The 22,830-nt window shown below is 46.9% G+C and carries 21 protein-coding genes and 1 CRISPR repeat array (1 of these 22 only partly in view); of the genes, 17 read left to right on the forward strand and 4 right to left on the reverse strand.

Annotation, left to right across the window (positions count from 1 at the left end; genetic code table 11):
* Window positions 1-727: direct repeats of the CRISPR family, unit length 32 nt; unit sequence GTCGCACCCCGTGCGGGTGCGTGGATTGAAAC; it begins 4,542 nt to the left of the window's first position.
* 78 nt (window positions 728-805) lie between these two features.
* Together AAV90_RS08670 and mgtE are read right to left on the reverse strand one after the other, a co-directional pair.
* Window positions 806-1,981 (reverse strand): iron-containing alcohol dehydrogenase, encoded by a 1,176-nt coding sequence (locus AAV90_RS08670; RefSeq protein WP_046497858.1) that lies wholly within the window; start codon window positions 1,979-1,981, stop codon window positions 806-808.
* 87 nt (window positions 1,982-2,068) lie between these two features.
* Complete coding sequence (gene mgtE, locus AAV90_RS08675; protein WP_076982630.1) at window positions 2,069-3,415, reverse strand: magnesium transporter; 1,347 nt, start codon at window positions 3,413-3,415, stop codon at window positions 2,069-2,071.
* A 219-nt stretch (window positions 3,416-3,634) separates the two neighbouring features.
* Between mgtE and AAV90_RS08680 the strand changes: the two genes are divergently transcribed.
* The 14 genes from AAV90_RS08680 to AAV90_RS08745 all read left to right on the forward strand — a co-directional run bounded on the left by AAV90_RS08680 (window position 3,635) and on the right by AAV90_RS08745 (window position 17,539).
* Window positions 3,635-3,847, forward strand: a complete 213-nt coding sequence (locus tag AAV90_RS08680; RefSeq protein ID WP_046497864.1) for a hypothetical protein — start codon at window positions 3,635-3,637, stop codon at window positions 3,845-3,847.
* A gap of 9 nt (window positions 3,848-3,856) precedes the next feature.
* Window positions 3,857-4,159: a redoxin domain-containing protein gene (locus tag AAV90_RS08685; RefSeq protein ID WP_084691526.1), complete on the forward strand. Its 303-nt coding sequence runs from the start codon at window positions 3,857-3,859 to the stop codon at window positions 4,157-4,159.
* A gap of 17 nt (window positions 4,160-4,176) precedes the next feature.
* Entirely contained in the window at window positions 4,177-4,323 is a 147-nt protein-coding gene (locus AAV90_RS08690) for a CD1871A family CXXC motif-containing protein (RefSeq protein WP_046497869.1), read from the forward strand.
* Window positions 4,316-5,179: a 4Fe-4S binding protein gene (locus tag AAV90_RS08695; RefSeq protein WP_242847518.1), complete on the forward strand. Its 864-nt coding sequence runs from the start codon at window positions 4,316-4,318 to the stop codon at window positions 5,177-5,179. The genes AAV90_RS08690 and AAV90_RS08695 overlap by 8 nt, the downstream gene beginning before the upstream one ends.
* 42 nt (window positions 5,180-5,221) lie before the next feature.
* Complete coding sequence (gene lspA / locus AAV90_RS08700; protein WP_052729693.1) at window positions 5,222-5,665, forward strand: signal peptidase II; 444 nt, start codon at window positions 5,222-5,224, stop codon at window positions 5,663-5,665.
* 138 nt (window positions 5,666-5,803) lie between these two features.
* Window positions 5,804-6,724, forward strand: coding sequence for an RluA family pseudouridine synthase (locus tag AAV90_RS08705; RefSeq protein ID WP_046497873.1), 921 nt, complete (start codon window positions 5,804-5,806; stop codon window positions 6,722-6,724).
* Between the two features lie 168 nt (window positions 6,725-6,892).
* Window positions 6,893-7,444 (forward strand): bifunctional pyr operon transcriptional regulator/uracil phosphoribosyltransferase PyrR, encoded by a 552-nt coding sequence (pyrR, locus tag AAV90_RS08710; RefSeq protein WP_046497876.1) that lies wholly within the window; start codon window positions 6,893-6,895, stop codon window positions 7,442-7,444.
* A gap of 87 nt (window positions 7,445-7,531) precedes the next feature.
* Window positions 7,532-8,497, forward strand: a complete 966-nt coding sequence (locus tag AAV90_RS08715) for an aspartate carbamoyltransferase catalytic subunit (RefSeq protein ID WP_046497878.1) — start codon at window positions 7,532-7,534, stop codon at window positions 8,495-8,497.
* Entirely contained in the window at window positions 8,481-9,773 is a 1,293-nt protein-coding gene (locus AAV90_RS08720) for a dihydroorotase (protein ID WP_046497881.1), read from the forward strand. The genes AAV90_RS08715 and AAV90_RS08720 overlap by 17 nt, the downstream gene beginning before the upstream one ends.
* A 141-nt stretch (window positions 9,774-9,914) precedes the next feature.
* On the forward strand, window positions 9,915-10,979 hold the full coding sequence (gene carA / locus AAV90_RS08725; protein ID WP_046497883.1) for a glutamine-hydrolyzing carbamoyl-phosphate synthase small subunit: 1,065 nt from the start codon (window positions 9,915-9,917) through the stop codon (window positions 10,977-10,979).
* A 59-nt stretch (window positions 10,980-11,038) separates the two neighbouring features.
* Window positions 11,039-14,254: a carbamoyl-phosphate synthase large subunit gene (gene carB, locus AAV90_RS08730; protein ID WP_046497886.1), complete on the forward strand. Its 3,216-nt coding sequence runs from the start codon at window positions 11,039-11,041 to the stop codon at window positions 14,252-14,254.
* A gap of 70 nt (window positions 14,255-14,324) precedes the next feature.
* A complete protein-coding gene (locus AAV90_RS08735) occupies window positions 14,325-15,116 on the forward strand; it encodes a dihydroorotate dehydrogenase electron transfer subunit (protein ID WP_046497889.1) in 792 nt (263 codons plus the stop codon).
* A gap of 70 nt (window positions 15,117-15,186) precedes the next feature.
* Window positions 15,187-16,062, forward strand: a complete 876-nt coding sequence (locus tag AAV90_RS08740) for a dihydroorotate dehydrogenase (RefSeq protein WP_046498063.1) — start codon at window positions 15,187-15,189, stop codon at window positions 16,060-16,062.
* A gap of 28 nt (window positions 16,063-16,090) precedes the next feature.
* A complete protein-coding gene (locus tag AAV90_RS08745) occupies window positions 16,091-17,539 on the forward strand; it encodes a metallophosphoesterase family protein (RefSeq protein WP_046497892.1) in 1,449 nt (482 codons plus the stop codon).
* 19 nt (window positions 17,540-17,558) lie between these two features.
* Here the strand turns inward: AAV90_RS08745 and AAV90_RS08750 are convergent, their stop codons facing one another.
* Complete coding sequence (locus AAV90_RS08750) at window positions 17,559-18,860, reverse strand: acetyl-CoA hydrolase/transferase family protein (protein WP_046497894.1); 1,302 nt, start codon at window positions 18,858-18,860, stop codon at window positions 17,559-17,561.
* Between the two features lie 353 nt (window positions 18,861-19,213).
* Between AAV90_RS08750 and pyrF the strand changes: the two genes are divergently transcribed.
* The 3 genes from pyrF (at window position 19,214) to AAV90_RS08765 (ending at window position 20,954) form a co-directional block, all read left to right on the forward strand.
* On the forward strand, window positions 19,214-19,933 hold the full coding sequence (gene pyrF, locus AAV90_RS08755; RefSeq protein ID WP_046497896.1) for an orotidine-5'-phosphate decarboxylase: 720 nt from the start codon (window positions 19,214-19,216) through the stop codon (window positions 19,931-19,933).
* Window positions 19,934-19,935: 2 nt separating this feature from the next.
* Complete coding sequence (gene pyrE / locus AAV90_RS08760) at window positions 19,936-20,511, forward strand: orotate phosphoribosyltransferase (protein WP_046497899.1); 576 nt, start codon at window positions 19,936-19,938, stop codon at window positions 20,509-20,511.
* A 131-nt stretch (window positions 20,512-20,642) separates the two neighbouring features.
* On the forward strand, window positions 20,643-20,954 hold the full coding sequence (locus AAV90_RS08765; RefSeq protein ID WP_046497902.1) for a hypothetical protein: 312 nt from the start codon (window positions 20,643-20,645) through the stop codon (window positions 20,952-20,954).
* Between the two features lie 23 nt (window positions 20,955-20,977).
* On the opposite strand, the gene AAV90_RS08770 is transcribed toward AAV90_RS08765, so the two are convergent.
* Window positions 20,978-22,765, reverse strand: a complete 1,788-nt coding sequence (locus AAV90_RS08770) for an Rqc2 family fibronectin-binding protein (RefSeq protein WP_046497905.1) — start codon at window positions 22,763-22,765, stop codon at window positions 20,978-20,980.
* Between the last annotated feature and the right edge of the window lie 65 nt (window positions 22,766-22,830).

The raw sequence follows: 22,830 nt of genomic DNA on the forward strand, positions 1-22,830 counted from the left end.
GCCGCCGATTTTGACCTTCTTTGCGGGGTCGCACCCCGTGCGGGTGCGTGGATTGAAACCCGAACCGGTACCGACGGTATACGCAGCTGATTTGTCGCACCCCGTGCGGGTGCGTGGATTGAAACCTGTAGTTCCTCTGCGAGTGGTATGTCGTAAATCGTCGCACCCCGTGCGGGTGCGTGGATTGAAACAAGGGTATCTAGTGTTCGTAATTCTTGCGTTAGCGTCGCACCCCGTGCGGGTGCGTGGATTGAAACGTATTGTAATCCTGCCAGTATTTCGCCTGGCTTTCGTCGCACCCCGTGCGGGTGCGTGGATTGAAACGGTCAGTTTGGCTTTTACCTCGTCCCAATTTTTATAGTCGCACCCCGTGCGGGTGCGTGGATTGAAACCCCGTAATTTTTCTAGCGCCCCCGGCGGTATAACGTTGCACCCCGTGCGGGTGCGTGGATTGAAACTATTATTTTAGCCAACGTTATAACTTTTAAGTTTGTCGCACCCCGTGCGGGTGCGTGGATTGAAACTTGTTGCTCCATTTCCAGTATTGCGCTTGCATTTGGTCGCACCCCGTGCGGGTGCGTGGATTGAAACGATAGATAGGAGTTTTTTTATCCCCTCCTGCTGATCGTCGCACCCCGTGCGGGTGCGTGGATTGAAACGTATCTAACCAAGGATGATGCCAAAAAGGCTTAATTGTCGCACCCCGTGCGGGTGCGTGGATTGAAACGGGAGGTGGTGTAATGGGTAAAATAATAAGACCGCCGTCGCACCCCACGCACGTGCGTGGGGTGCGATATTTTACCTTCTAAAACCCTGTGCCCCAATAGGCTGACTGCAGGATATTCAGAACGTCTTCGTAGGTGAGTATTTTAAATGAGCCTAGGCTTCCTTTGCTGGTTACATCGGCTGCAATTTCTGTGAGTTGATCTGTGTTGAGACCGATATCTTTGAAAGTGGCGGGTATGCCGAGTGATCTGAAAAAATTAGCGGTTTGGGCGATTCCCTCTAAGGCTGCCTGCATATCATCCGTTTCCGTAATGTCCCAGACATTTCTGGCATATGTGGCCATTTTGGCCGCGGTTTGTTCATTCAGAACCTGCTTCATCCAGTAAGGTGTTAAAATGGCTAGACCTAGTCCATGGGTGATATCATAAAGGGCCGAGAGTTTATGTTCTATATCATGGGTGGCCCAGTCGGTTATTTTGCCGGTGCTTAATAGTCCGTTTAATGCCAGGCTGCTTGTCCACATAAGGTTGGATCTGGCTTCGTAATTGTCCGGTTCAGCTATGGCCAGCGGGCCGTACTTGATACATGTTTTCAGCATGGCTTCCGCCATACGGTCTTGAATATAGGTGCCTGGAGTGGGACTGAAATACTGCTCGAATACATGACTCATGATATCTGCGGTTCCGGCTGCTGTCTGTTCGGCTGAGACTGAAAAGGTATGGACAGGATCCAGGATCGAAAACCGGGGATTTAAGCGAGTGCTGCCGGTTCCCAGTTTTTCTCCTGTTTCCGGATTGCTGATGACGGTGAAAGGATTCATCTCAGATCCGGTCGCTGCCAGGGTGAGGATGGAGCCAATGGGCAACGCTTCTTTGATAAAAGCTTTGCCTATAAAGAAATCCCAGGGATCTCCTTCGTATTTGACACCGGCAGCTATAGCTTTGGCACAGTCTAGACTGCTTCCGCCTCCCACAGCCAGTACAAAATCAAGCTGGTGTTTACGGCATAGTGTGACACCTTGGCGCACACTGTCAATACGAGGGTTGGGCTGTACGCCGGACAGTTCAATACAAGTAATGGCGTGGTCGGCCAATATTTGTACTACCTGGTCATAGAGGCCGCTTTTTTTGATACTGCCTCCGCCGTAAACCAACAGCACCCGGCTGCCGTGTTTTCGTATTTCTTTGCCTAATTTATTTGTTTCTCCCTGCCCAAAAAGGATCCGGGTAGGCGCTTGAAAGTTGAAATTTAACATATTCTATCCCTCCATATAATACTTGCTGCCAAATAGGGCAACAAAATCGTGTAAACCACTTTAAATCAACGTGTTCTGACTACTTTTTCACAGACCACCTAATATGGTTGTGGCGATAGCAAAATAGATAATTAAGCCCATGACATCAGTCATCGAGGTAATCAAAGGATTGCTGGCAACGGCTGGGTCGATACCTAGTTTGGTTAGAATAAAGGGCAGCATAACTCCGATCAGGTTGGCGGCAAGGATGACGGCTAACATGGTAAGTCCCACGATTAAACCGATTTGAACGCCTCCACGCACATAACCAAAAACAGCACTTATAATCCCCATGCATATTCCCAGCAGTAACCCTACCATAATCTCTTTAATGAATATTTTCAGCCATTCTTTAATATTAACATCGCTGGTGGCGATGGCGCGTACCATAAGGGTGGAAGCTTGAGCTCCGGCATTGCCTCCGCTGCCTAGCAGCAGAGGGATAAAAACAGTAAGGACTATAACTGTTTGCAAGGTTTGTTCATATATTGCGATTACCCCCGAGGAAAGCAAGCTGACAAAGACTAGGGCAATTAACCAGCCAATCCTTTTTGATACCAATTCTTTTACACTTGATTCCAGGTAGCTGGTTTTCAATGGTGTTACCGCTGCAGTTCGGTGAAAGTCTTCGGTAGCTTCTTCTTCGGCTACGTCCATTACATCGTCAAAAGTAACCAACCCCAGGAGTATTCCGCCTGAATCGAGTACCGGCAGGGCAAAGACGTCATATTTTTGCATGGTTTTTACTGCTACTTCCCGGTCATCGAAGGCACTAAGGCTGATAAAGGAGTAATCCATGATGGTTTCCACTGTATCGTCGGGGTTTGCTAATACAAAGTGCGACAACTCCAGTGAATCCAAGAGTTTCCAGGATCTGTCCGTAACATAAATAGTATGCAGGGTTTCACTGTTACGGGCTTTGAGCCGTATATGATTAATAGCTTCCTGAATCCTCCAATGCGGCCTTACCGCAACGTAATCCGGAGTCATTAGTCGGCCGACACTTTCGCGGGGATATCCTAAAAGGAGTCGTGCTTCTTTTAAATCTTCGGGATCTAACAGGTTAAGCAGGCGCTGGGTAACCTGCCCGGGCAGTTCTTCAAACAATGCCGTCCTATCATCAGGACGCAGGTTATTTAGAAGGTAGCGGGTTTCTTCATTGGTTAAATCTTTTAAAAGAGAGTTGCGATCTTCTTTTTCCAAATAGGAGAAGATGTCTGCTGCTACCGGACGGGGCAAGAGTCGAAACAGCATTACTCTTTCGGATTTGCTCAGATCGTTTAAAAGCGCAGCCACATCAGGTATAAGAAAGTCGCTCCAGTCTTGTTGTCTGATTTCATTCCACTGTTCCTGTTTTATTAAGTTTGATATATGTTCTTTTAATTCTTCTTTCACAACAATAACCTCAAAAATTAAACTGCTATTTTATTATATGCGCTATAATAATGAATCACAAGTTTACAGGCAATTCAAAAGGGGCTGTCCAGCCCGAACTACTTGACGTCACGATTAGATCATGGTAGAAATGAAACATGAGTTTTACGGCTTAATATTATTTTTCGGAAAAAATAGTTGGCTCATTTCCCTTGATAATATTGAATGGATGGATGTTATATGAAAAGAAGTATTTTATATCTTACATTGCTGGTGATGGTTCTGGGAGCTGCAGGATGTGGCTCTACCAAGCAGGACCATGAGGTCAGATCTTTTAATGACTTATCGGCAGTCCCGGCTTTTACCTGCCAGGATTTAAATGGCAACGAAGTAAACAACGACATTTTTCAGGACAACAAGCTGACCCTGATCAACATATGGGCTACTACTTGAGGTGGCTGCATTGAGGAGTTGCCTGAGTTACAGGCACTATACCAGGAAATCGGGGATCGCAAGGTTAATGTGGTGGGTATCGTTGCTGATGGTATGCACTATGAGGCAGATGCACGTTATTTCATCCAAAAATACGGAGTTAATTACCCTAACATTGTTCCGAACCAGAAGTTCATGGATGATTTTGTGAGACTAACCGTTGCCGTTCCAACATCTATTTTGGTTAATGACAGAGGTGAGATTATCGGGCAGCCGCTGATGGGATATAAGAGTAAAGCAGAATTCCGCCAGTTAATTGAAGGCAATCTATAAGCGGGGGAGTACGATTAATGGATAACAAACTAAGGCAGCGTATTTCGGTGGGTTTGCTGGCTGGCAGCGGGCTGTTAATCTCCTTGGGAATATTTCGCGGGGAGGTAGGAATTGTATTCAGCAAAGCCATAAATATCTGTCTGGAGTGTATAGGTCTTGGCTAGTTTGAACAGAAGATGGGTGCAGATAATCGCTGCCATTGGCAGCAACGGATATTGGCCGGGCTTTCGGGATGGGGCTATCTATCAGGGTAATCTTAAGAAAGTATGTGTTCCGGGCTTAAACTGCTATTCTTGCCCGGGAGCACTGGGTTCTTGCCCAATCGGTTCATTGCAGGCGGTGATTGGCAGCATAAATTACACGGTCTCCTTTTATATTATTGGATTTTTGACCCTGACAGGCAGTATTATGGGACGTTTGGTTTGCGGATGGTTATGTCCCTTTGGCTTGATTCAGGAACTTTTTTATAAAATACCTACGCCTAAAATGCGTTTAAAGGGTTTGGCTGCTAATCTTAAATATTTAAAATATGTCATCCTGGCTGTATTTGTTTTAATTCTGCCGGCATTGTGGGTGAATTCCGCTGGGATGGGAGCTCCAGCATTTTGTAAATATATTTGCCCGGCAGGTACCCTGGAAGGCGGTATACCTTGGGTGCTTTTCAATGCTTCGCTGCGATCGGCGGCGGGGTTTCTTTTCGTCTGGAAAATGGTCTTGCTGGTTTTGACCGTAACGTTTTCTATTCTGATTTTTCGTCCTTTTTGCCGGGTTATATGTCCGCTGGGCGCCGTTTATGCACTGTTTGCACCCGTTAGCCTGTACCGGTATCAAATAGATGAACACCGGTGTACCCGTTGCGGGACTTGCGTAAAAACCTGCAAGATGGATGTGGTTGCCTTTGAAAAGCCCAATGATCCTGAATGTATACGTTGCGGCGACTGTATAAAAAGCTGTCCGCACGGTGCTCTTCGCAGTGAGTTCTTTATACTGAACAACTCTGCTCCTACTACTGACGATTAATTTGACCGGGGATTGTGCCCTGACAAGCGAAGGAGTGGCAAGGTGAGATTTTGGCTGACGACAATAACGGTATTATTACTGGATCGAGCCAGTAAATTGTGGATTATGAGCCATATGAATCCAGGAAGCAGTTGGGATCTCATAAATGGTATATTAAGCATAACGTATATTTTCAACCCAGGAGCGGCTTTTGGGATTATGCAGGGCAAAGCAGGGCTGTTTGTTGCTGCAGCGGCATTAGTAATAACTTTTGCGTTGTACTTCATGTATAAGTATAATCCTGCCCAAAGGATTCAATATGCGCTGGCACTAATCGTTGGCGGAGCCCTGGGAAATGTAATTGATCGCATACTTTATAACGCGGTGGTTGATTTTATAAGTGTGGGTTGGTTCCCGATTTTCAATGTTGCCGATATTGCCATTGTGTGTGGGGGAGCCTTGCTGCTGATCTATATTCTGCTAAATGGGGACGAACCATCAAGGTAATACATATATTCAGTGAGGCTATGACCCACATGCGAATGTTGTTATTTAGTGGGGAAGCCGGTTATTCACTGCAGGTATAATATAGTTTAGGTGGGATATTAATTACGGGCGGAAATTTAGTTAAGGTAAGGAGAGCATATGCGAGATTTGGCAACTCTGCAGGTGGAAGAGGAAATGGAAGGTGAACGTTTAGACGTTTTTATAAGTGAAAGTCTGAATGAACTGTCGCGTTCCCTGGTGCAGGGTTTGATTAGAGAAGGCCAGGTGCTGGTGGCTGGTAAAACCGCAAAGCCCAGTTATCGGGTAAAAATCGGAGATGAGGTGCAGGTGGAAGTCCCCCGGGCGCAGGAGATAAAGATTCAGCCTCAGGACATTCCTTTGCCGATAATATACCAGGATGAAGATGTGGCAGTGGTTGATAAACCAAAAGGTATGGTAGTACATCCTGCGCATGGTAACTGGGATAAAACCATGGTTAATGCGCTTCTTTATCATATCAGGGATTTATCCGGGATTAATGGAGAAATAAGGCCGGGCATCGTGCACCGTCTGGACAAGGACACTTCTGGGGTAATGGTAGTCGCTAAAAATGATGTGGCACATCGCAGCCTGGCAGAGCAGATCCGAGTACATAGCATAAATCGCGAGTATATTGCCCTGGTTCATGGTCTGCTGCAAGAAAACCTGGGACGCATAGATGCGCCTATTGGCCGCAGCCCTAAAGATCGCAAAAAAATGGCAGTAATCAAAGACGGGCGTGAGGCGGTCAGTGATTACGAAGTTCTGCAAAGGTATCAGGAGTACACTCTGGTGAAAGTTAAACTGCTTACCGGACGAACCCATCAGATCAGGGTTCATTTTGCTTACATCCAGCATCCGGTGGTGGGCGACCCCTTGTATGGCTCAAAACGAAAAAACTTGAACCTGGATTCTCAGGCTCTGCATGCCTGGCGGTTAGGTTTTAATCATCCGCGCAGCCAGGAATACATGGAGTTTACCAGCCCTGTACCACAGTATTTGCAGGATATTATCACTAAAAAATTAAATAAAAGTATTTGACAACGTAAGTTGCTTTGATTAATATCTTTACAGTAGAACCTTTAAGTTGGCCCCGTGAGGCTAGCAAGGAAATGCGGGATATTTGCGCCTGCCTCCAGTCTTACGGAGCGCAGGCTTTTATTTTGCAGTCCTTACTTCCGGCAGATAGGCATAAGGAGGTTTTGACGTATGAGACTGGAACCAAAGAAAAAACTTATGGATGATATGGGTATCAAGCGGGCCATTACCCGTATCGCCCATGAAATTATTGAAAGAAATAAGGGTGTTGAAAATGTAGCCCTAATAGGTATTCGCCGAAGAGGAGGCCCTTTAGCCCAACGGCTGGCAGAACGCATTGAGGAAATTGAAGGAATTAAAATACCGGTTGGCATCCTGGATATTACTCTGTACCGGGATGATCTGACCACTCTGGCAGCCCAGCCGCAATTGCACCGCACAGAAGTATTTTTTAACATTAATGATATGAATGTAGTTTTAGTAGATGACGTCCTGTTCACGGGCCGAACTGTCCGAGCCGCCCTGGATGCCCTTATAGATATTGGACGACCCAGGTGTATTCAGTTGGCAGTTCTGGTTGACAGGGGACACCGGGAACTGCCCATCAAAGCCGATTATGTCGGCAAAAACGTACCTACCTCGCATACGGAAGTAATCTCAGTACTGGTGAGTGAAATCGATGGTAAGGATGAGGTGGTAATACAAGATATACTGAAGGAATAAACCCTTTAAACTGGTACAGAGAGACCGGCAAGGGAGCAAGTCTTTTGAAGGCGCAGCCTTCCTTGCTGATGCAGGGGAGGTTTTTTTATGAGCAAAGAGGGAGGCAAAACAGTGAAGCTGGAACAGCGCAAAGACTTATTAGGACTCAGGGATGTCAGCCGGGAAGAGATCGAAATGATATTAAGTACTGCTACTCCCATGAAAGATATCTTAAAAAGAGATATTAAAAAAGTCCCGACCTTAAGAGGCAAAGCCATGGTAACTGTTTTTTATGAAAACAGCACCCGTACGCGAACTTCCTTTGAAATTGCCGGCAAATATCTAAGTGCCGACACGGTTAATCTGGCGGTATCCACCAGCAGTGTGGCCAAAGGGGAGAGTTTGCGGGATACTGTTAAAACCATCGAAGCGATGGGATTTGACCTGATGGTTATTCGCCATGGTATGAGCGGAACCCCGAGCTATGTGGCCCGCAATACCAACATGCGGATTATCAATGCCGGTGATGGAGCCAATGAACATCCGACCCAGGCTTTACTGGATTTGTACAGCATCAAAGAGGCCAAAGGCAGCTTGGAAGACCTAAAAGTGGTAATCGTGGGCGACATCCTGCACAGCCGGGTGGCGCGTTCCAATATCTACGGTCTGAGTAAATTTGGCTGCGAAATCAGGGTGGTGGGACCGGCTACTCTGATGCCTCCGGAGATTGAGAAACTGGGAGTTAAGGCATATAACAACTTGGATCAGGCTCTTAGAGGAGCCGATGTGATTAATGTCCTGCGTATTCAAAGGGAGAGACAGGTAGCAGGTCTTTTTCCTTCCTTGGACGAATACTCTAATCTTTATATGTTAAGCCCGGAGCGGCTGAAAAACGCCCGGGAAGATGTATTGGTTCTGCATCCTGGCCCCATGAATCGCGGGGTGGAAATCTCCTCGGCCCTGGCCGACAGCACCACCGCGGTTGTTAATGAACAGGTTACCAATGGCGTAGCCGTAAGAATGGCGTTGCTTTTCCTGATGATGGGGGGGTCAAAAGATGAAATTACTTATTAGAGGCGGCAGGGTAATAGACCCGGCCAATGAAATAGATGCAATAATGGATGTTTTGGTAGCTGATGGCAAAATAGAGGCAATTGCCCCTAACATTCAGGCAGAGGGTGCTATAAACATAGATGCGGCTGGAAAATGGGTTTGCCCTGGTTTTATCGATATGCACGTGCATTTACGGGAACCCGGTTTCGAATACAAAGAAGATATTGCATCCGGCACCAGGGCTGCTGCGGCAGGTGGGTTTACCACCGTTTGTTGTATGCCTAATACCGATCCGGTGATAGATAATGCAGCCGTAGCCAGCTTCGTGAGAGAGCGGGCGCAAAAATCCGGGGTAGTTAATGTCCTGCCGATTGGCAGCATTACCAAAAAACAAGCCGGACGGGAACTTAGTGAAATGGCCGAACTGGTCGAAGCCGGCTGTGTGGCAGTCTCTGACGATGGCCTGCCGGTTGCGGATTCAGCCATTATGAGAAATGCCCTGCAGTATGCAGACATGTTTGGCCTGCCTGTTTTATCACACTGTGAAGACCTTAATCTGGCGCGGGATGGTCAGATGCATGAAGGTTACTATTCCATTATCTATGGACTCAAAGGCATCCCGGCTGCTGCGGAGGAGATCATGGTTGCCCGGGATATTATTTTGGCGCAAACTACTGGGGCGCAGGTTCATATCTGTCATGTTTCTACGGCGGGTTCAATTGATATGATTCGGGACGCCCAGGAACGGGGTGTGCAGGTAAGCTGTGAAGTTACTCCGCATCATCTGATTTTAACCGATGAAATTGTCGGTAGTTATGACGCTGATACTAAAGTAAATCCTCCCCTTAGACCTCTGGAAGATGTGGTTGCCTTAAGAGAAGGACTGCTGGATGGAACCATTGACTGCATTGCTACTGACCATGCTCCTCACCACTTGGAGAGCAAGGATTGCGAGTACAACCTGGCGGCTTTCGGAATTTCCGGTCTGGAGACAGCCGTAGCTCTTATTATGGATAAATTAGTCCATCCCCAGATTTTGGATGCGGAAACTATGGTAAGCCTTTTTACTATAGGGCCGGCCGATATTCTGGGAATCAATAAAGGAAGCCTGGACGTGGGAACTGATGCCGATATTACTATAGTTGATCCTGAGTTGGTAAGGGAAGTCAATCCCCGGGAGTTTTATTCAAAGGGGAAAAACACGCCCTTTAAGGGCATGGTATTAAAAGGCTGGCCCTGGATGACAATAGTAAGCGGCAGAGTTGTCTATAAAGAAGGCAAAATAATTACGGAATAAAGTCCATCAACTGGGGCGCGAGGGTGATACCATTAAATAATAATAAACCTTGCCATTCACGCCTCACTTGATGTGATAAACCCGTAAAACACTAAGTCATTGATCTATGAATTTGTGACTGATATTAAATAGGGGGTTGCTATGAAAGGATATCTGGTACTTGCAAACGGCAGGGTGTTTCAAGGCAAGCTGCTCAACGACTGCCAGACAGCAGGCGGAGAAGTGGTTTTTACCACCGCAATGATCGCTTATCAGGACGTTATTACTGATCCTTCCTACTATGGGCAAATTGTCGTTATGACCTATCCGCTGGTCGGCAATGTTGGTCTTAACGAACATAGCTTCGCCTCTCAACGGGCTATGGTTGAGGGTCTGGTACTGCGTGAAGCCACTGCGTTTCCCAGTCATTGGGAAATGGATACGGATTTAATTACATTTTTAAATGACAGCCAGGTTACCGTTTTAACTGAGGTTGATACCAGAGCTTTGACGAAGGTAATCCGCAGTCAGGGGAATATGGGAGGGATCATCACTGCGGATTTAAGCCATAAGGATGATTTGGTAGACAGGGCCCGGGAAGCTTTAAAAAGGCTCGATGGAGATTTGGTGCAGCACGTATCTCGTCATAACATTGGCTATTTTGGCAGCGGCTGTAAACGCGTGGTAATGCTGGATCTAGGTACCAAAAAAGGAGTGGTGACTTCATTTAACTTGCGGGACTGCGAAGTAATAGCAGTACCGGCGGTCACCAGTGCTGCTGATATTCTGCTTCTGCGTCCGGATGGAGTCTTTATATCCGATGGGCCGGGAAATCCCCTGGCACTTCCTTATGTAGTGGAAACAACCCGTGCCTTGATCGGCCGGATTCCAATATTTGGAGTCGGGTTGGGCCATCAACTGATTGCCCTGGCTTTAGGTGCCCAAGTTGCCAGGCTGCCTTACGGGCATCGAGGCAGTAACCATCCGGTAAAAAATCTGCGTAACAATCGGATCTATATTACTACACAAAACCACGGCTATACCATTGAGGAGAATTCGATTGCCGGTACAGACATTCTGGTAACGATGCGCAGCTTAAACGATGAGACCATAGAAGGAATCAGGCACAGCATCTATCCGGTATTTTCCGTACAGTTTGATCCTGAAGGTTATCCGGGATATAGCGATACCGGCATTTTTTTTGATCAGTTCATAGAGAGTATCTAATCAGGGGATTTTATTTTTGACGCAAACAGCGCAAACAGTACCGCAAGGGAGGAACGTAAATGCCGTTAAAAAATGGTTTAAGAAAAGTCATGGTGATTGGTTCCGGGCCAATTATCATAGGTCAGGCAGCCGAGTTTGACTATGCCGGTACCCAGGCCTGCCGGGCACTTAAAGAAGAAGGCATAGAAGTAGTGCTTATAAACAGTAACCCGGCAACTATTATGACTGATACCAGTATCGCCGACCATGTATATATTGAGCCGATAACCATCGAGACGGTAAGCAAAATCTTGGACAAGGAAAAACCAGACGGGATCATCGCTACCCTAGGTGGTCAGGTGGGTCTTAACATGGCACTTTCCCTTGATAAAGAAGGTATCCTTGAAAAAACAGGCGTCCCGCTGCTGGGTACTCCTTTGGAAGCGATTGCCCGGGCCGAAGACCGAGAGTTGTTTAAAAAAACCATGAGTGAAATAAACCAGCCGGTTCCTGAAAGTGATATTGTAACTTCGGTAGAAGCGGCTCTTAAATTCGCCAATGAAATCGGCTATCCGGTTATCGTCAGACCAGCCTATACCCTGGGCGGCACCGGGGGCGGCAATGCCCACAATGAAAAAGAATTATCCAACATAGCGGCCAAGGGTATTAAAAACAGCCCCATCGGTCAGGTTTTGGTTGAACGCAGTGTAGCCGGTTACAAGGAGATTGAGTTCGAGGTCATGCGGGATGACAACGATAACTGCATAACCGTCTGCAGTATGGAAAATGTTGATCCGGTGGGAATCCATACCGGCGACAGTATCGTTGTAGCACCGGCGCAGACATTGACCGATGAAGAATATCAGATGCTTAGAGCAGCTTCTATAAAAATTATTCGTACCTTAAAAATCGCCGGGGGCTGCAATGTTCAGTTTGCCCTGGATCCTTTTAGTAAAAAGTATTATGTCATAGAGGTAAATCCCCGCGTCAGCCGTTCCAGTGCGCTGGCCTCTAAAGCCACCGGTTATCCAATTGCCAAGGTTACGACCAAGATAGCCATCGGTTATACCCTGGATGAAATTCCCAATGCTGTTACCGGTAAGACTACTGCCTGCTTTGAGCCGGCAATTGATTATGTAGTTTTGAAAGTGCCCCGCTGGCCTTTTGATAAATTTGTCTTCGGGGATCGCAAACTGGGTACCCAGATGAAAGCAACCGGTGAGGTCATGGCTATTGACCGAAGTTTTGAGGCGGCCTTTTTAAAGTCCATACGTTGTCTGGAACTGGGTATTACCGGTATGCGTCCGCCGGATATGATAGATATTTCCGATGAATCCTTGCGGGAAAGGTTAAAAGAGGCTGACGATGAACGGATTTTTATGGTAGCCGAGGCCTTCAGCCGGGGAATGAGTATCAATGAGGTATGGGAGAACACCCATATTGATAAATACTTTCTAAACAAAATAAAAAACATCCTTGATTTTGCCGGGCGTCTGGCCAATGAGGAACTCGATCCGGTGCTGCTCCGGGAAGCCAAGAAAATTGGTTTTTCCGATATAGAAATTGCCCAGCTCAAAGGTGTGCAGGAGGTTCATATCCATCGCTTGCGTACCGATAAAGGGGTCATACCGACATACAAGCAGGTGGACACCTGTGCTGCTGAATTTGATGCTGAAACACCCTATTTCTATTCCTGTTACGAAGAAGAAAATGAAGCCTGGCATGATATAGACGAAAAAAAGGTTTTGGTAATCGGTTCAGGTCCCATCCGGATAGGGCAGGGAGTGGAATTTGATTATTGTTCGGTGCATTGTGTCTGGGCATTGCGTGAAGCAGGAGTCAAGGCGATCATCGTCAATAATAATCCCGAAACCGTAAGTACGGATTTTGATACTTCTGATCGACTTTATTTTGAACCCTTGGTTTTTGAAGACGTTTTAAATATTATTGATGAAGAGAAGCCGGATGGAGTAATAGTTCAGTTTGGTGGACAGACCGCCATCAACCTGGCTCAGCCGCTGAATAATGTGGGGGTACGTATTATCGGTACCTCCAATGACAGCATTGACCGTGCGGAAGATCGGGATCGCTTTGACAGCCTGGTGGAAGAACTGGGTATTCCCCGCCCGCCTGGAAAGAGCGTGTTTTCCGCAGATGAAGCAGTTAAGGCCGCTGAAACGATTGGCTATCCGGTACTGGTAAGACCTTCCTATGTTCTGGGCGGCAGAGCCATGGAGATCATTTATAATCAAGATGAACTTAAACAATATATCGCTACTGCAGTAAAGGTCAACCGCGAACATCCGGTGCTGGTGGATAAATACCTATTGGGAACGGAAATTGAAGTTGATGCCGTTTGCGATGAAAAAGAAGTTTTAATACCAGGTATTATGCAGCATATCGAAAGAGCCGGGGTTCATTCCGGTGACAGCATGGCGGTTTTTCCGGCCCATAACTTAAGCCAGGCAATTAAAGACAAGGTGGTCTTGTATACGACTAAACTGGCTTTGGCCCTGCGGGTTAAAGGTTTAATTAATATACAATTTGTCGAATTTAAAAATGAACTTTATGTCCTGGAAGTAAACCCCCGCTCCAGTCGCACGATACCATTCATCAGCAAAATTACCGGTGTGCCCATGGTGAAATTGGCTACCGAAATAATGCTGGGCAGGAGCTTGCAAGAGATGGGATACAGTGGGGGACTGCAACCGGAACCAGGTTTTTACGCGGTAAAAGTTCCGGTCTTTTCCTTTAATAAATTGGAACAGGTGGATATCAACCTGGGGCCGGAAATGAAATCCACCGGCGAAGTAATGGGAATAGATAAATCCTTAAAAACTGCCATGTATAAAGGCTTGATTTCAGCCGGAATGGACATTCCCCAAAAAGGTACGATTGTAGCTACCATAGCTGATAAGGACAAGCAGGAGGCGATTCCGATTCTAAAAGCTTTCTACGATATGGGTTTTAAACTGATTGCCACTGCGGGAACAGCCGCTGCCTTAAGGGCCGCCGGTATTGAGGTGGAACATGTCAACAAAATTAATGAAGGCACCCCGCATATCGTCGATCTGATTCGGGAAGGGAAAGCGGATTTTATCGTAAATACCCTGACCCATGGCAGGGATCAGTTCAGTGATGGATTCGTCATCCGTCGGGCTGCTGTCGAACTTAAAGTACCTTGTTTAACCTCTCTGGATACATTAAAAGCCATGCAGGAGGTGATTGAGGAAGGCAACAAGATAGCTGATATGCAGGTAAGATCACTTCAGGAGTACGTTAGTTGCGTAAAATAATTAGCTTTTTTTAATAAATATTTGGCCGGTACTTCCGGCGCACGTATTAATATTGAAAGGAAGTAGATCAATGTCATTCCTGGCAAAAGGACGAGTACTGAAAAACCAGCAGCTGGCTGATGATTTGTACGAACTGGAATTCCTGGCACCGCAAATAGCTTTAAAATGTCATCCCGGAAAATTTATGCAAATAAGAGTCAGTGAGCAGGATGATCCCTTATTAAGGCGTCCGCTTAGTCTCTATGATGTGGATGTTGATAGTGGCAGTATTAGTCTGCTATATAAAGTGGTAGGCCAAGGCACGCGTATTATGACCAGTTTTAAACCGGATGATACGATTGACGTCATGGGACCTTTAGGGAATGGCTTCACCATGCCCAACTATCCTTTAAACGCTATCCTAGTAGGCGGAGGAGTAGGTATAGCTCCCTTAATGTACCTGGCTCGGTGGCTTATACTACTGGATTGTCAGGTTAAGGTTTTATATGGTGCCAATACGGCTGGCGAACTGGTGGCTAGTGACCGCTTTTCTCGATTAGGAGTCGAACTGGAGGTTGCTACCCTGGATGGAAGCGCCGGTTATCATGGCCCGGTTACCGACCTGTTGAAAGATCAGGATCCCCATGAGGTTGATTCATTTTATACCTGCGGCCCTGAAATGATGATGGCCGAAGTAGCTGAATATGTAGCTTGCAACTATTTGTGGGGCGAGTGTTCCTTGGAAGAACACATGGCTTGCGGCGTAGGGGCTTGCTTGGGCTGCGCCCGTAAACTTAAACCAGCCGATGTCGATTATGTAAAGATATGCAAAGATGGACCGGTTTTTAATGTGCAAGCTGTTGAGTTCATGATGGGGAGGTAAGGGCGTGAAAAAGGAGTATGGTCAGGGAACAGGCCAGCCTGATATTTCCGTAAATCTGGGGGGGCTTTCCATGAAAAACCCGGTTGCGGTGGCCTCGGGCACTTTTGGCTATGGTTTTGAATATGAGGATTTTATTGATATCAGCGGCATTGGCGGGGTCATTGTCAAAGGCACAACCCTGGAGCCAAGACCCGGCAATCCGCCGCCGCGGATCGCAGAAACCCCGGCAGGTATGCTGAATGCGATTGGCCTAGAGAACCCCGGGGTGGATGTATTCCTGAACGAATACCTGCCTGTCCTGCGGGAAAAAGGCGTCACTGTAATTTTAAATATTGCCGGAAATACGGTGGAGGAATATGCCCGTCTGGCAGCCAAGCTTAAGGGACATCCGGGTATTGCCGGGGTGGAATTAAATATCTCCTGTCCTAATGTCAAAGAGGGAGGGCTGCAGTTTGGTACCGATCCCGTTATGGTCAAAACAGTGGTAGAAGCGATTAAAGCCGAATGTTCCTTGCCGATAATTCCCAAATTGTCCCCTAATGTAACCGACATAGTTGCTATTGCTCAGGCAGCACAAGAAGGGGGGGCAGACGCCCTTGCGATGATTAACACCTTGATGGGCATGGCGGTCGACATCAGAACTAAAAGACCGGTATTGGGAAATGTGTTTGGAGGATTGTCCGGCCCGGCCATAAAGCCGGTCGCTCTGCGCATGATCTACCAGGTATATCGCGAGATAGATCTGCCCATTCTAGGGGGCGGCGGCATAATGAACTTTACAGATGCACTGGAGTTTATCCTGGTGGGAGCCTCAGCCGTATCGATAGGCACCGGCAACTTCGTCAACCCATGCCTGGCAGATGAAATAGTGGACGGCTTGATTGAGTATATGCAGGAAAATCAGATCGCAAAACTCACCGACCTGGTAGGAGCTGCCGCAGTCTAGCCTAAGTAAATTCTAAGGGGGTACATGGATGCGCTTTGCTCCTGGAACAAAATTCAACCCTGCCAATAAAATATTATCTGTCAAAACACTTATCCTTCTAGTGACGGCATTGACCGGGAGCATATTGGCTGTTTGGCTATTGGGGAGTACTACCGTGGAAATGGAAGGCATTGAATTCAAGGCGGGATTAAGTCCCGGCCGAAGCGGCATAACAGAACTGCACTTTCCTCCCTTTGGCATGGTTGAAGCTAAAACCCATCATGGGCCGGTGAAACTGGTTATAAGTCTGGAACAGATAAGAAGCGATACGTTTAAGTCGCATGTTGATAATCCGCCTGACCAGAAAAAATTGCTGGAGCGGTTGCGTACCAGTGCCCGAGCCAAAATTACTGCCTTTGCCCTGCACCAAGTGCTGGTTGCTGGGTTGGGTGCCTTTTTATTGCTCTTATTGCTTTGGCGTCCCGGTTTGGTTAAAACCTTGCTTTATTCCGCGATCTCGGTGCTGATATTAGTCGCAGTCCTGGCGGGGGTATTTAGATCCTATGATACAAGTGCTTTTCATGAGCCGGAATACACGGGCGTTATTAGTATGGCGCCGGCTGCGGTTAAATTTGCCAGTGATTCCCTGACTGATTTCCAACAGATTCGCAGCCAAACCCGTCAAATTGTATCTAACCTAGGTATGCTTTTTTCCAGTGCGGATAGTTTGATGGTAATGGCAAATCCTGAAGAACAGGGAGAAGTGGTAAAGGTGTTGCTGGTGAGTGATTTGCATTCCAATCCGGTGGGGATTGAGTTATGCAGAAGTCTGGCGGCACGTTTCAAAGTAGACTTCTTGATAAATTCCGGAGATCTTACTGATATGGGATCAAAGCTGGAAACGAATGCTACCCAGCAACTGACGGCGATAGGTGTACCCCAGTTATTTGTTGCCGGCAACCATGACAGTCCAGAGACGATTGCTTTCATTAACAGTCTGCCTGATAGTCAGATTTTAAACGGACAGACGATTACCCTAAAAGGGCTAAAGATTATAGGCTTTGCCGACCCGTTATCAAGCGGCTCGGCTGTAACGTATGAAAACGCAGAGCAAGAGAAGAAAGCATCCCTACAGCAGATGGACTCGATTAAGGAGGCTATCAAGGTGCAGGGACGTCCGGATATTTTGGTGGTGCATGATTACAAGCTGGGCAGAAAGCTTACTCCGTTAGCTAACCTGGTTGTTTCCGGCCATAATCATCGTATCCAAATAGAAGAGGGGTCGGAGTCAGAGGGGGTTTTTGCCAATCCTGGTACTACCGGGGCTTCTGGTTTAAGGGGTTTATATTCTGAAAGTGGGATATCTTATTCAGCAGCTATTGCATATATCATACCAGGTAATGGCCTGCTGGCAGTGGATATTATTAAGTATAGTCCAGCCACCCAGCAATTTTCTCTGGAAAGAAAGCTCCTTAATGCCAAACCCGGGGCGCAATAAGCCCCGGGGTCAGTCCACACTATATAAGCTTAATTCGATTGGCGTTAAAGCGCAGCTCATCTCTGAAATCGGGATGGGCTATGGAGATTAAGAGTTTGGCTCTCTCGCGCTGGGATTTGCCCCGCAGACGGACTGCTCCATATTCGGTAACGATAATGTCAACATCGTTTTTAGTTACAGTGACTGAAGCCCCCGGCTGTAAACAAGGCGTAATGCGAGAGACGGTACCATCTTTGGCAGTAGAAGGCAGAGCCAGGATGGCCTTGCCGCCGGGTGATTTCACGGCTCCGCGTACGAAATCCGCCTGACCACCGGAACCACTATAATGTCTGTAACCAATTGATTCTGATACGCATTGCCCGAACAGGTCAACTTCCAATGTGGCATTTACAGCTACCATTTTGTTGTTGGAGGCAATCATGTTAACGTCATTGGTATAGTCAACCGGATACAGTTCCACTAGCGGATTTTGATGGGCATATTTATAAATCTTGTCGGTGCCGACCAAGGTCGTTCCGGTTATTTTGCCCAGGTGCATGGAGCGGTTGTTGTTGCTAACGGCTCCGCATTCGACCAGATCAACCATAGCATCGACCAGTATTTCGGTATGAATACCCAGGTGGTGTTTTTCTTTTAAGAACTCAGACATGGCCATGGGGATGGCTCCAAAACCAAGCTGTATGGTCGAACCATCTTCGATTAACTCGGAAATGATACCGCCAATAGTTTTTTGAATAGCGTTCGGTTGGGAGCTGGGTATTTGCGGAATCGGTACATTGTTTTCCACCACCTGATCCACATGACTGATATGAACAAAGGTGTTGCCATAGGTGCGAGGAAAGTTTTCGTTTACTTCAAAGATTACTTTTTTGGCTTTTTTGATTGCGTCATAGGCATAACAGACCGAAGCACCTAAAGAGAAATAGCCATGGTCATCCATAGGACTCACAACCGCCATGAATACATCGACCGGAACCATCTCCTGCCTCATTAGGTGACAGGTATCATGGAAATGCTGGGGTGTGTAGTCGGCCCAGCCCTCATTAACGGCGTGGCGGGTAGATGCTCCGGAAAACCAGGAACTTAAACGTACGTTCCCAGCGTTTTCGGGTTTTATATAAGAAGCTTTTTGGGGAGAGAGCATCTGCATAATCTTGACATCGGTATATGATTCCACGTTGTCGGCAATCGCTTCCAGCAGAGCAGGTGGTTCTCCGGCACAAAAGCCACAGTAGACGTAAGCTCCTGCAGGAATATCCTTTACTGCATCCTCAGGAGACGTCAATTTGTGTTGATATTGGTTATACCAGGTTTTAGCCATTATAAATAAATACCCCCAAAACAAATAATAAATTATACGGACATTTTGTAAAACGATACACTGCTTTGGCAAAGATGTAAAGACTATAATTAAAAAATAGGATATTTAGACGTGAAAGGAAGCCTAAGCTTTTCAATGGGCTGTTTTTTATGGGATTTTTAAATCCCGCCGCTTAATAACGGAAGATGACAATATTAATGTAGCGATAGCGGTGACCGCGCCAGGCGTTTCTTGCTTCCTGCCTTTTGCCTGCCGGGCATCTGTGAGGAAACGCCATTGACTACAGGTAAGAATTACATAATACTATAATTATTCACTTTAATTAAAATATACGGCAAGATGGGAGGCAAATTATGAACCCCAAGGAACGAATCGTACTGGCTTTGGATGTAGATACATATGATGAGGCCCTGGGCCTGGTAAGGGAATTGACTCCATATGTGGGTGTTTTTAAAATCGGTATGCAATTATACAATAGTATCGGCCCAGCTATTGTACAACAGGTAAATGAACTGGGCGGCAAGGTTTTTGTGGATTTGAAGCTGCATGACATTCCGAATACCGTTGGTGCGGCCGGGAGAGTATTAACCCGTTTAAATAGTTTTATGTTTAACGTTCACGCAGCGGGCGGCCGGGAAATGATGCAGTATGCGGCCGCAGAGGTAAGCAAGGAGGCAGCGCGCTTGGGAATCAATCCGCCGCTTATCCTGGCAGTTACCGTTTTAACCAGCATTTCCGATCAACAGCTTAAGAATGAGATGTACGTAAATGATTTAAATGTTTTGGAGTTGACAGTTAAATGGGCCGTAATGGCAAAGGAATCAGGGTTAAACGGGGTAGTCTGCTCACCCCAGGAAATCACCGCCATACGCGCTGCCTGCGGCCCGGACTTTAAGATCGTGACTCCGGGAATCAGACCCCGCTGGTCAGAGACCAACGACCAAAAAAGAGTAACCACGCCCCGGGATGCTTTGCATTTAGGTGCTGATTATATGGTTATCGGTCGGCCCATTACCAAGGCTGATAATCCCAAAATCGCGGCCCAAAAAATTATTGAGGAATTGGAGGGTTAACTATGTTAAGCCAAGATCAAGCCATAAAAATATTTACTGATTCGGGCGCTCTGCTCAAAGGGCATTTCAAGCTGACTTCCGGGCGGCACAGCAACCGCTATATGCAATGCGCCCAGGTTTTACAATATCCTGATTATACGGAACAACTAGCGCAGCATCTGGCTGAAAGATTCCGGGATGAAAAGATTGATTATGTGGTGGGCCCGGCCATGGGCGGAATTATTGTTTCGTATGAAGTCGCCCGGCAGTTAAAGGTCCCCGGTATATTCTGTGAACGCCAGGATGGTAAGATGTGCTTAAGGAGAGGCTTTACTATTAAAGAGGGGGATAGGGTTCTGGTTGTTGAAGACGTAGTTACCACTGGCGGCTCTGTAGTTGAAGTTATGGATGTGGTGCGTGAGTACGGCGGTGTTGTAGTAGGTGTAGGTGTGTTGGTAGACCGTAGCGGTGGCAAGGTCAATTTTGGAGTGCCTTGGGAGGCTGTATTGACGATGGATATAGAATCCTGGGAACCTGATCAGTGTCCTCTCTGTCAGTCCGGTCAAGGTGAAGCCATCAAACCCGGCAGCCGTAATTGAGTCTGCTTCGGCACGCAATAATAGGAAAGCAGAATAAAGGAAAGCGAAATCGCTGTCCCGCCGGGAGGCGTTTCTGTCACCCGACCATTGAGTGCCGGGTGCAGGTAATATGGTTTAGGGGTGAATACTAGGTGAAGGTGTTCTTAAACGGTACCGAAATGAAATTTGCCGAAGGCGGCTATAAATATGTGTTTATGAAGCCCCCTAAAAATGTAACGGAAAAAACCATCAGCAAAGACAACGGGGATCGTATGCATATTGAACTGTATGACAATGGTGTGCAGATTCGCACCCTGATCACCCGTCAGGAGGTTAATACCATTATTAACCGTGAAGTCGCAATTGATACGGTGAGTAACAAAATCTACATCCTGGAACCCGACAGTCAGATTAAAAAGAACCCCGATGGTTCCATAGAAGTAGCAGAGGGGGAGACTAACTGACTGTCGGCTCTTCAAACCGGTGCTTAATCCGTTCGTTGAGCGGATAGCAACTGCTCCAGCAGGGGAGAGCAGGGGTTTACCATAATCGTCCAGTAATTATCATAGATTACCATGCCCGGCTTGGCCCCTCCCGGTTTTTTGACGTTAGAACGGAAGGTATAATCCACCGGTACCTTTTCCGACTGGTTGGCCTTACTATAGTAAGCTGCCAGGGTGGCGGCTTCTTCCAGGCTTTTGTCCGGCACATCCTGAATCGACTTGACCGCAGCAGGCAGACTGAGGATGACATGAGTGCCGGGAATTTCCTTGGTGTGCAGCCAGAGGTCGCTTCCGTCTGATTCCCTTAAGGTCAGCCAATCATTTTGGCGATTGTTCCTGCCTACCGTTATTACAAGCCCGTCCGAGGATAGGAATCGGCGCGGCTGACTGCGTTCCTCCCGAATCTTGTTCTTTTTGGCAATTGCCTTAATATACCCTTCCTTTTCCAGTTCTTCGATAATTTCCTTCAACCCGGAGGGGTCTTCAGCCTGCTGAACTGCTACCAGCACAGATTCCAGATAGTCAATTTCCTGCTGGTTTTGAGCCATTAGAACCTGCAGATGTTTACGGGCTCCTCTACTTTTATTGTAGATTTTAAAATACCTCTGCGCATTTTGAATGGGAGTAAAGCGGGGATCCAAGGTCAAAGTGACTGTTTGGTCGCCGCCAAAATCATTCAGGGTGACTTCGGTATCTCCTTTTTTGTAAAGGTGGGCGTAGGCGGTCAACAATTCCCCCCAGTCTTTGTAAATATCGTGGTCATAAGCCTTGGCAAGGTCTCCTTCCTGGTGGAATTTTTTACGGTAAAGTTTGTCCAGGTGTTCTTTAATTTTCCGGGTAAGACTGGTTTTCATGGAATCGAGACGCAGCCGGTCCATCTTATCGGTAAAAAACACATCACAAGCTTCATTCATGCTGGAGTAAACTTTAATTTCAGCCTGTTTATCACTTAAAGGCGTAAAAGGACTGAATTCCAGGGGGAGCTGGAATTTATCATACAGTACTACCGGCGATAATTTCCCCTGATCGATATCAGCCAGTAATGATTGAATTGCGTAAAATACTTTGCTTAACTCAAACTCACCGCATTGGCCTACCGGCAGATCCGGATCTGTCCCGCAGGTTAAACAGATATGGCGGGCTGAATAAGGGCTGATCCCGGTATAAGTATTAAAAAGTGCTGCCGCCAGGCTCTGGTTTTCCTCCTGCTGCCACATCTTCCGGGTGAATTCATCCCATACGGCCCTGCCGGGTTCCAGTTTGCCCTGGTCGGGTGGGCTTACATATGGTTTGCCCGGCAATACCTCGCGAAAGGAGCTTAACTCGCTGCCGTATTTTTTTATGGCATCCAGGATAATACCGTTTTCGGGATTAACCAGAATAATATTGGAATGGCGCCCCATAAATTCACAGACCAGGATTTTGTCTTTCCACTCCCGGAAATCATCCAAGGCTTCAATGCGTATATGTAAAATGCGCTCCATCCCCAGCTGCTTGACTTCCTTGATTTTGCCTCCTTCCAGATATTTACGCAGGAGCATACAAAAACCGGAGGGATGGGTGGGATTAGGTTTTTTTTCATTACTTATGTGTATCCTGGCCCAGCGGGCATTGGCAGAGATTAAGAGCCTAACGGAGGTACTTTTATATTGACGAATGGACAAGACCAATTCATCTTTTTCCGGCTGATGTATTTTATCGATGCGGGCATCTTTCAGCGCGGCATCAAGCTCCCTGGCAACGGCTTTAATCGCAAGTCCATCAAATGGCATACAGCTACTTCCTTTTCATAAAATTCGAGGGCAGTTTAACCTGCCTTAAAAACCAGTATATCATT

The sequence above is a fragment of the Syntrophomonas zehnderi OL-4 genome (assembly GCF_000983115.1).
Classification (GTDB): domain Bacteria; phylum Bacillota; class Syntrophomonadia; order Syntrophomonadales; family Syntrophomonadaceae; genus Syntrophomonas_B; species Syntrophomonas_B zehnderi.

Coding starts and splice junctions, on each gene's coding strand:
- AAV90_RS08715 (WP_046497878.1), top strand. CDS start 7,532: ATGAGCAAAGAGGGAGGCAAAACAGTGAAGCTGGAACAGCGCAAAGAC.
- AAV90_RS08770 (WP_046497905.1), bottom strand. CDS start 22,765: ATGCCATTTGATGGACTTGCGATTAAAGCCGTTGCCAGGGAGCTTGAT.
- pyrF (WP_046497896.1), top strand. CDS start 19,214: ATGAACCCCAAGGAACGAATCGTACTGGCTTTGGATGTAGATACATAT.
- carA (WP_046497883.1), top strand. CDS start 9,915: ATGAAAGGATATCTGGTACTTGCAAACGGCAGGGTGTTTCAAGGCAAG.
- pyrR (WP_046497876.1), top strand. CDS start 6,893: ATGAGACTGGAACCAAAGAAAAAACTTATGGATGATATGGGTATCAAG.
- carB (WP_046497886.1), top strand. CDS start 11,039: ATGCCGTTAAAAAATGGTTTAAGAAAAGTCATGGTGATTGGTTCCGGG.
- AAV90_RS08690 (WP_046497869.1), top strand. CDS start 4,177: ATGGATAACAAACTAAGGCAGCGTATTTCGGTGGGTTTGCTGGCTGGC.
- AAV90_RS08680 (WP_046497864.1), top strand. CDS start 3,635: ATGAAAAGAAGTATTTTATATCTTACATTGCTGGTGATGGTTCTGGGA.
- pyrE (WP_046497899.1), top strand. CDS start 19,936: ATGTTAAGCCAAGATCAAGCCATAAAAATATTTACTGATTCGGGCGCT.
- AAV90_RS08735 (WP_046497889.1), top strand. CDS start 14,325: ATGTCATTCCTGGCAAAAGGACGAGTACTGAAAAACCAGCAGCTGGCT.
- AAV90_RS08720 (WP_046497881.1), top strand. CDS start 8,481: ATGAAATTACTTATTAGAGGCGGCAGGGTAATAGACCCGGCCAATGAA.
- AAV90_RS08705 (WP_046497873.1), top strand. CDS start 5,804: ATGCGAGATTTGGCAACTCTGCAGGTGGAAGAGGAAATGGAAGGTGAA.
- AAV90_RS08745 (WP_046497892.1), top strand. CDS start 16,091: ATGCGCTTTGCTCCTGGAACAAAATTCAACCCTGCCAATAAAATATTA.
- AAV90_RS08740 (WP_046498063.1), top strand. CDS start 15,187: ATGAAAAACCCGGTTGCGGTGGCCTCGGGCACTTTTGGCTATGGTTTT.
- AAV90_RS08750 (WP_046497894.1), bottom strand. CDS start 18,860: ATGGCTAAAACCTGGTATAACCAATATCAACACAAATTGACGTCTCCT.
- AAV90_RS08670 (WP_046497858.1), bottom strand. CDS start 1,981: ATGTTAAATTTCAACTTTCAAGCGCCTACCCGGATCCTTTTTGGGCAG.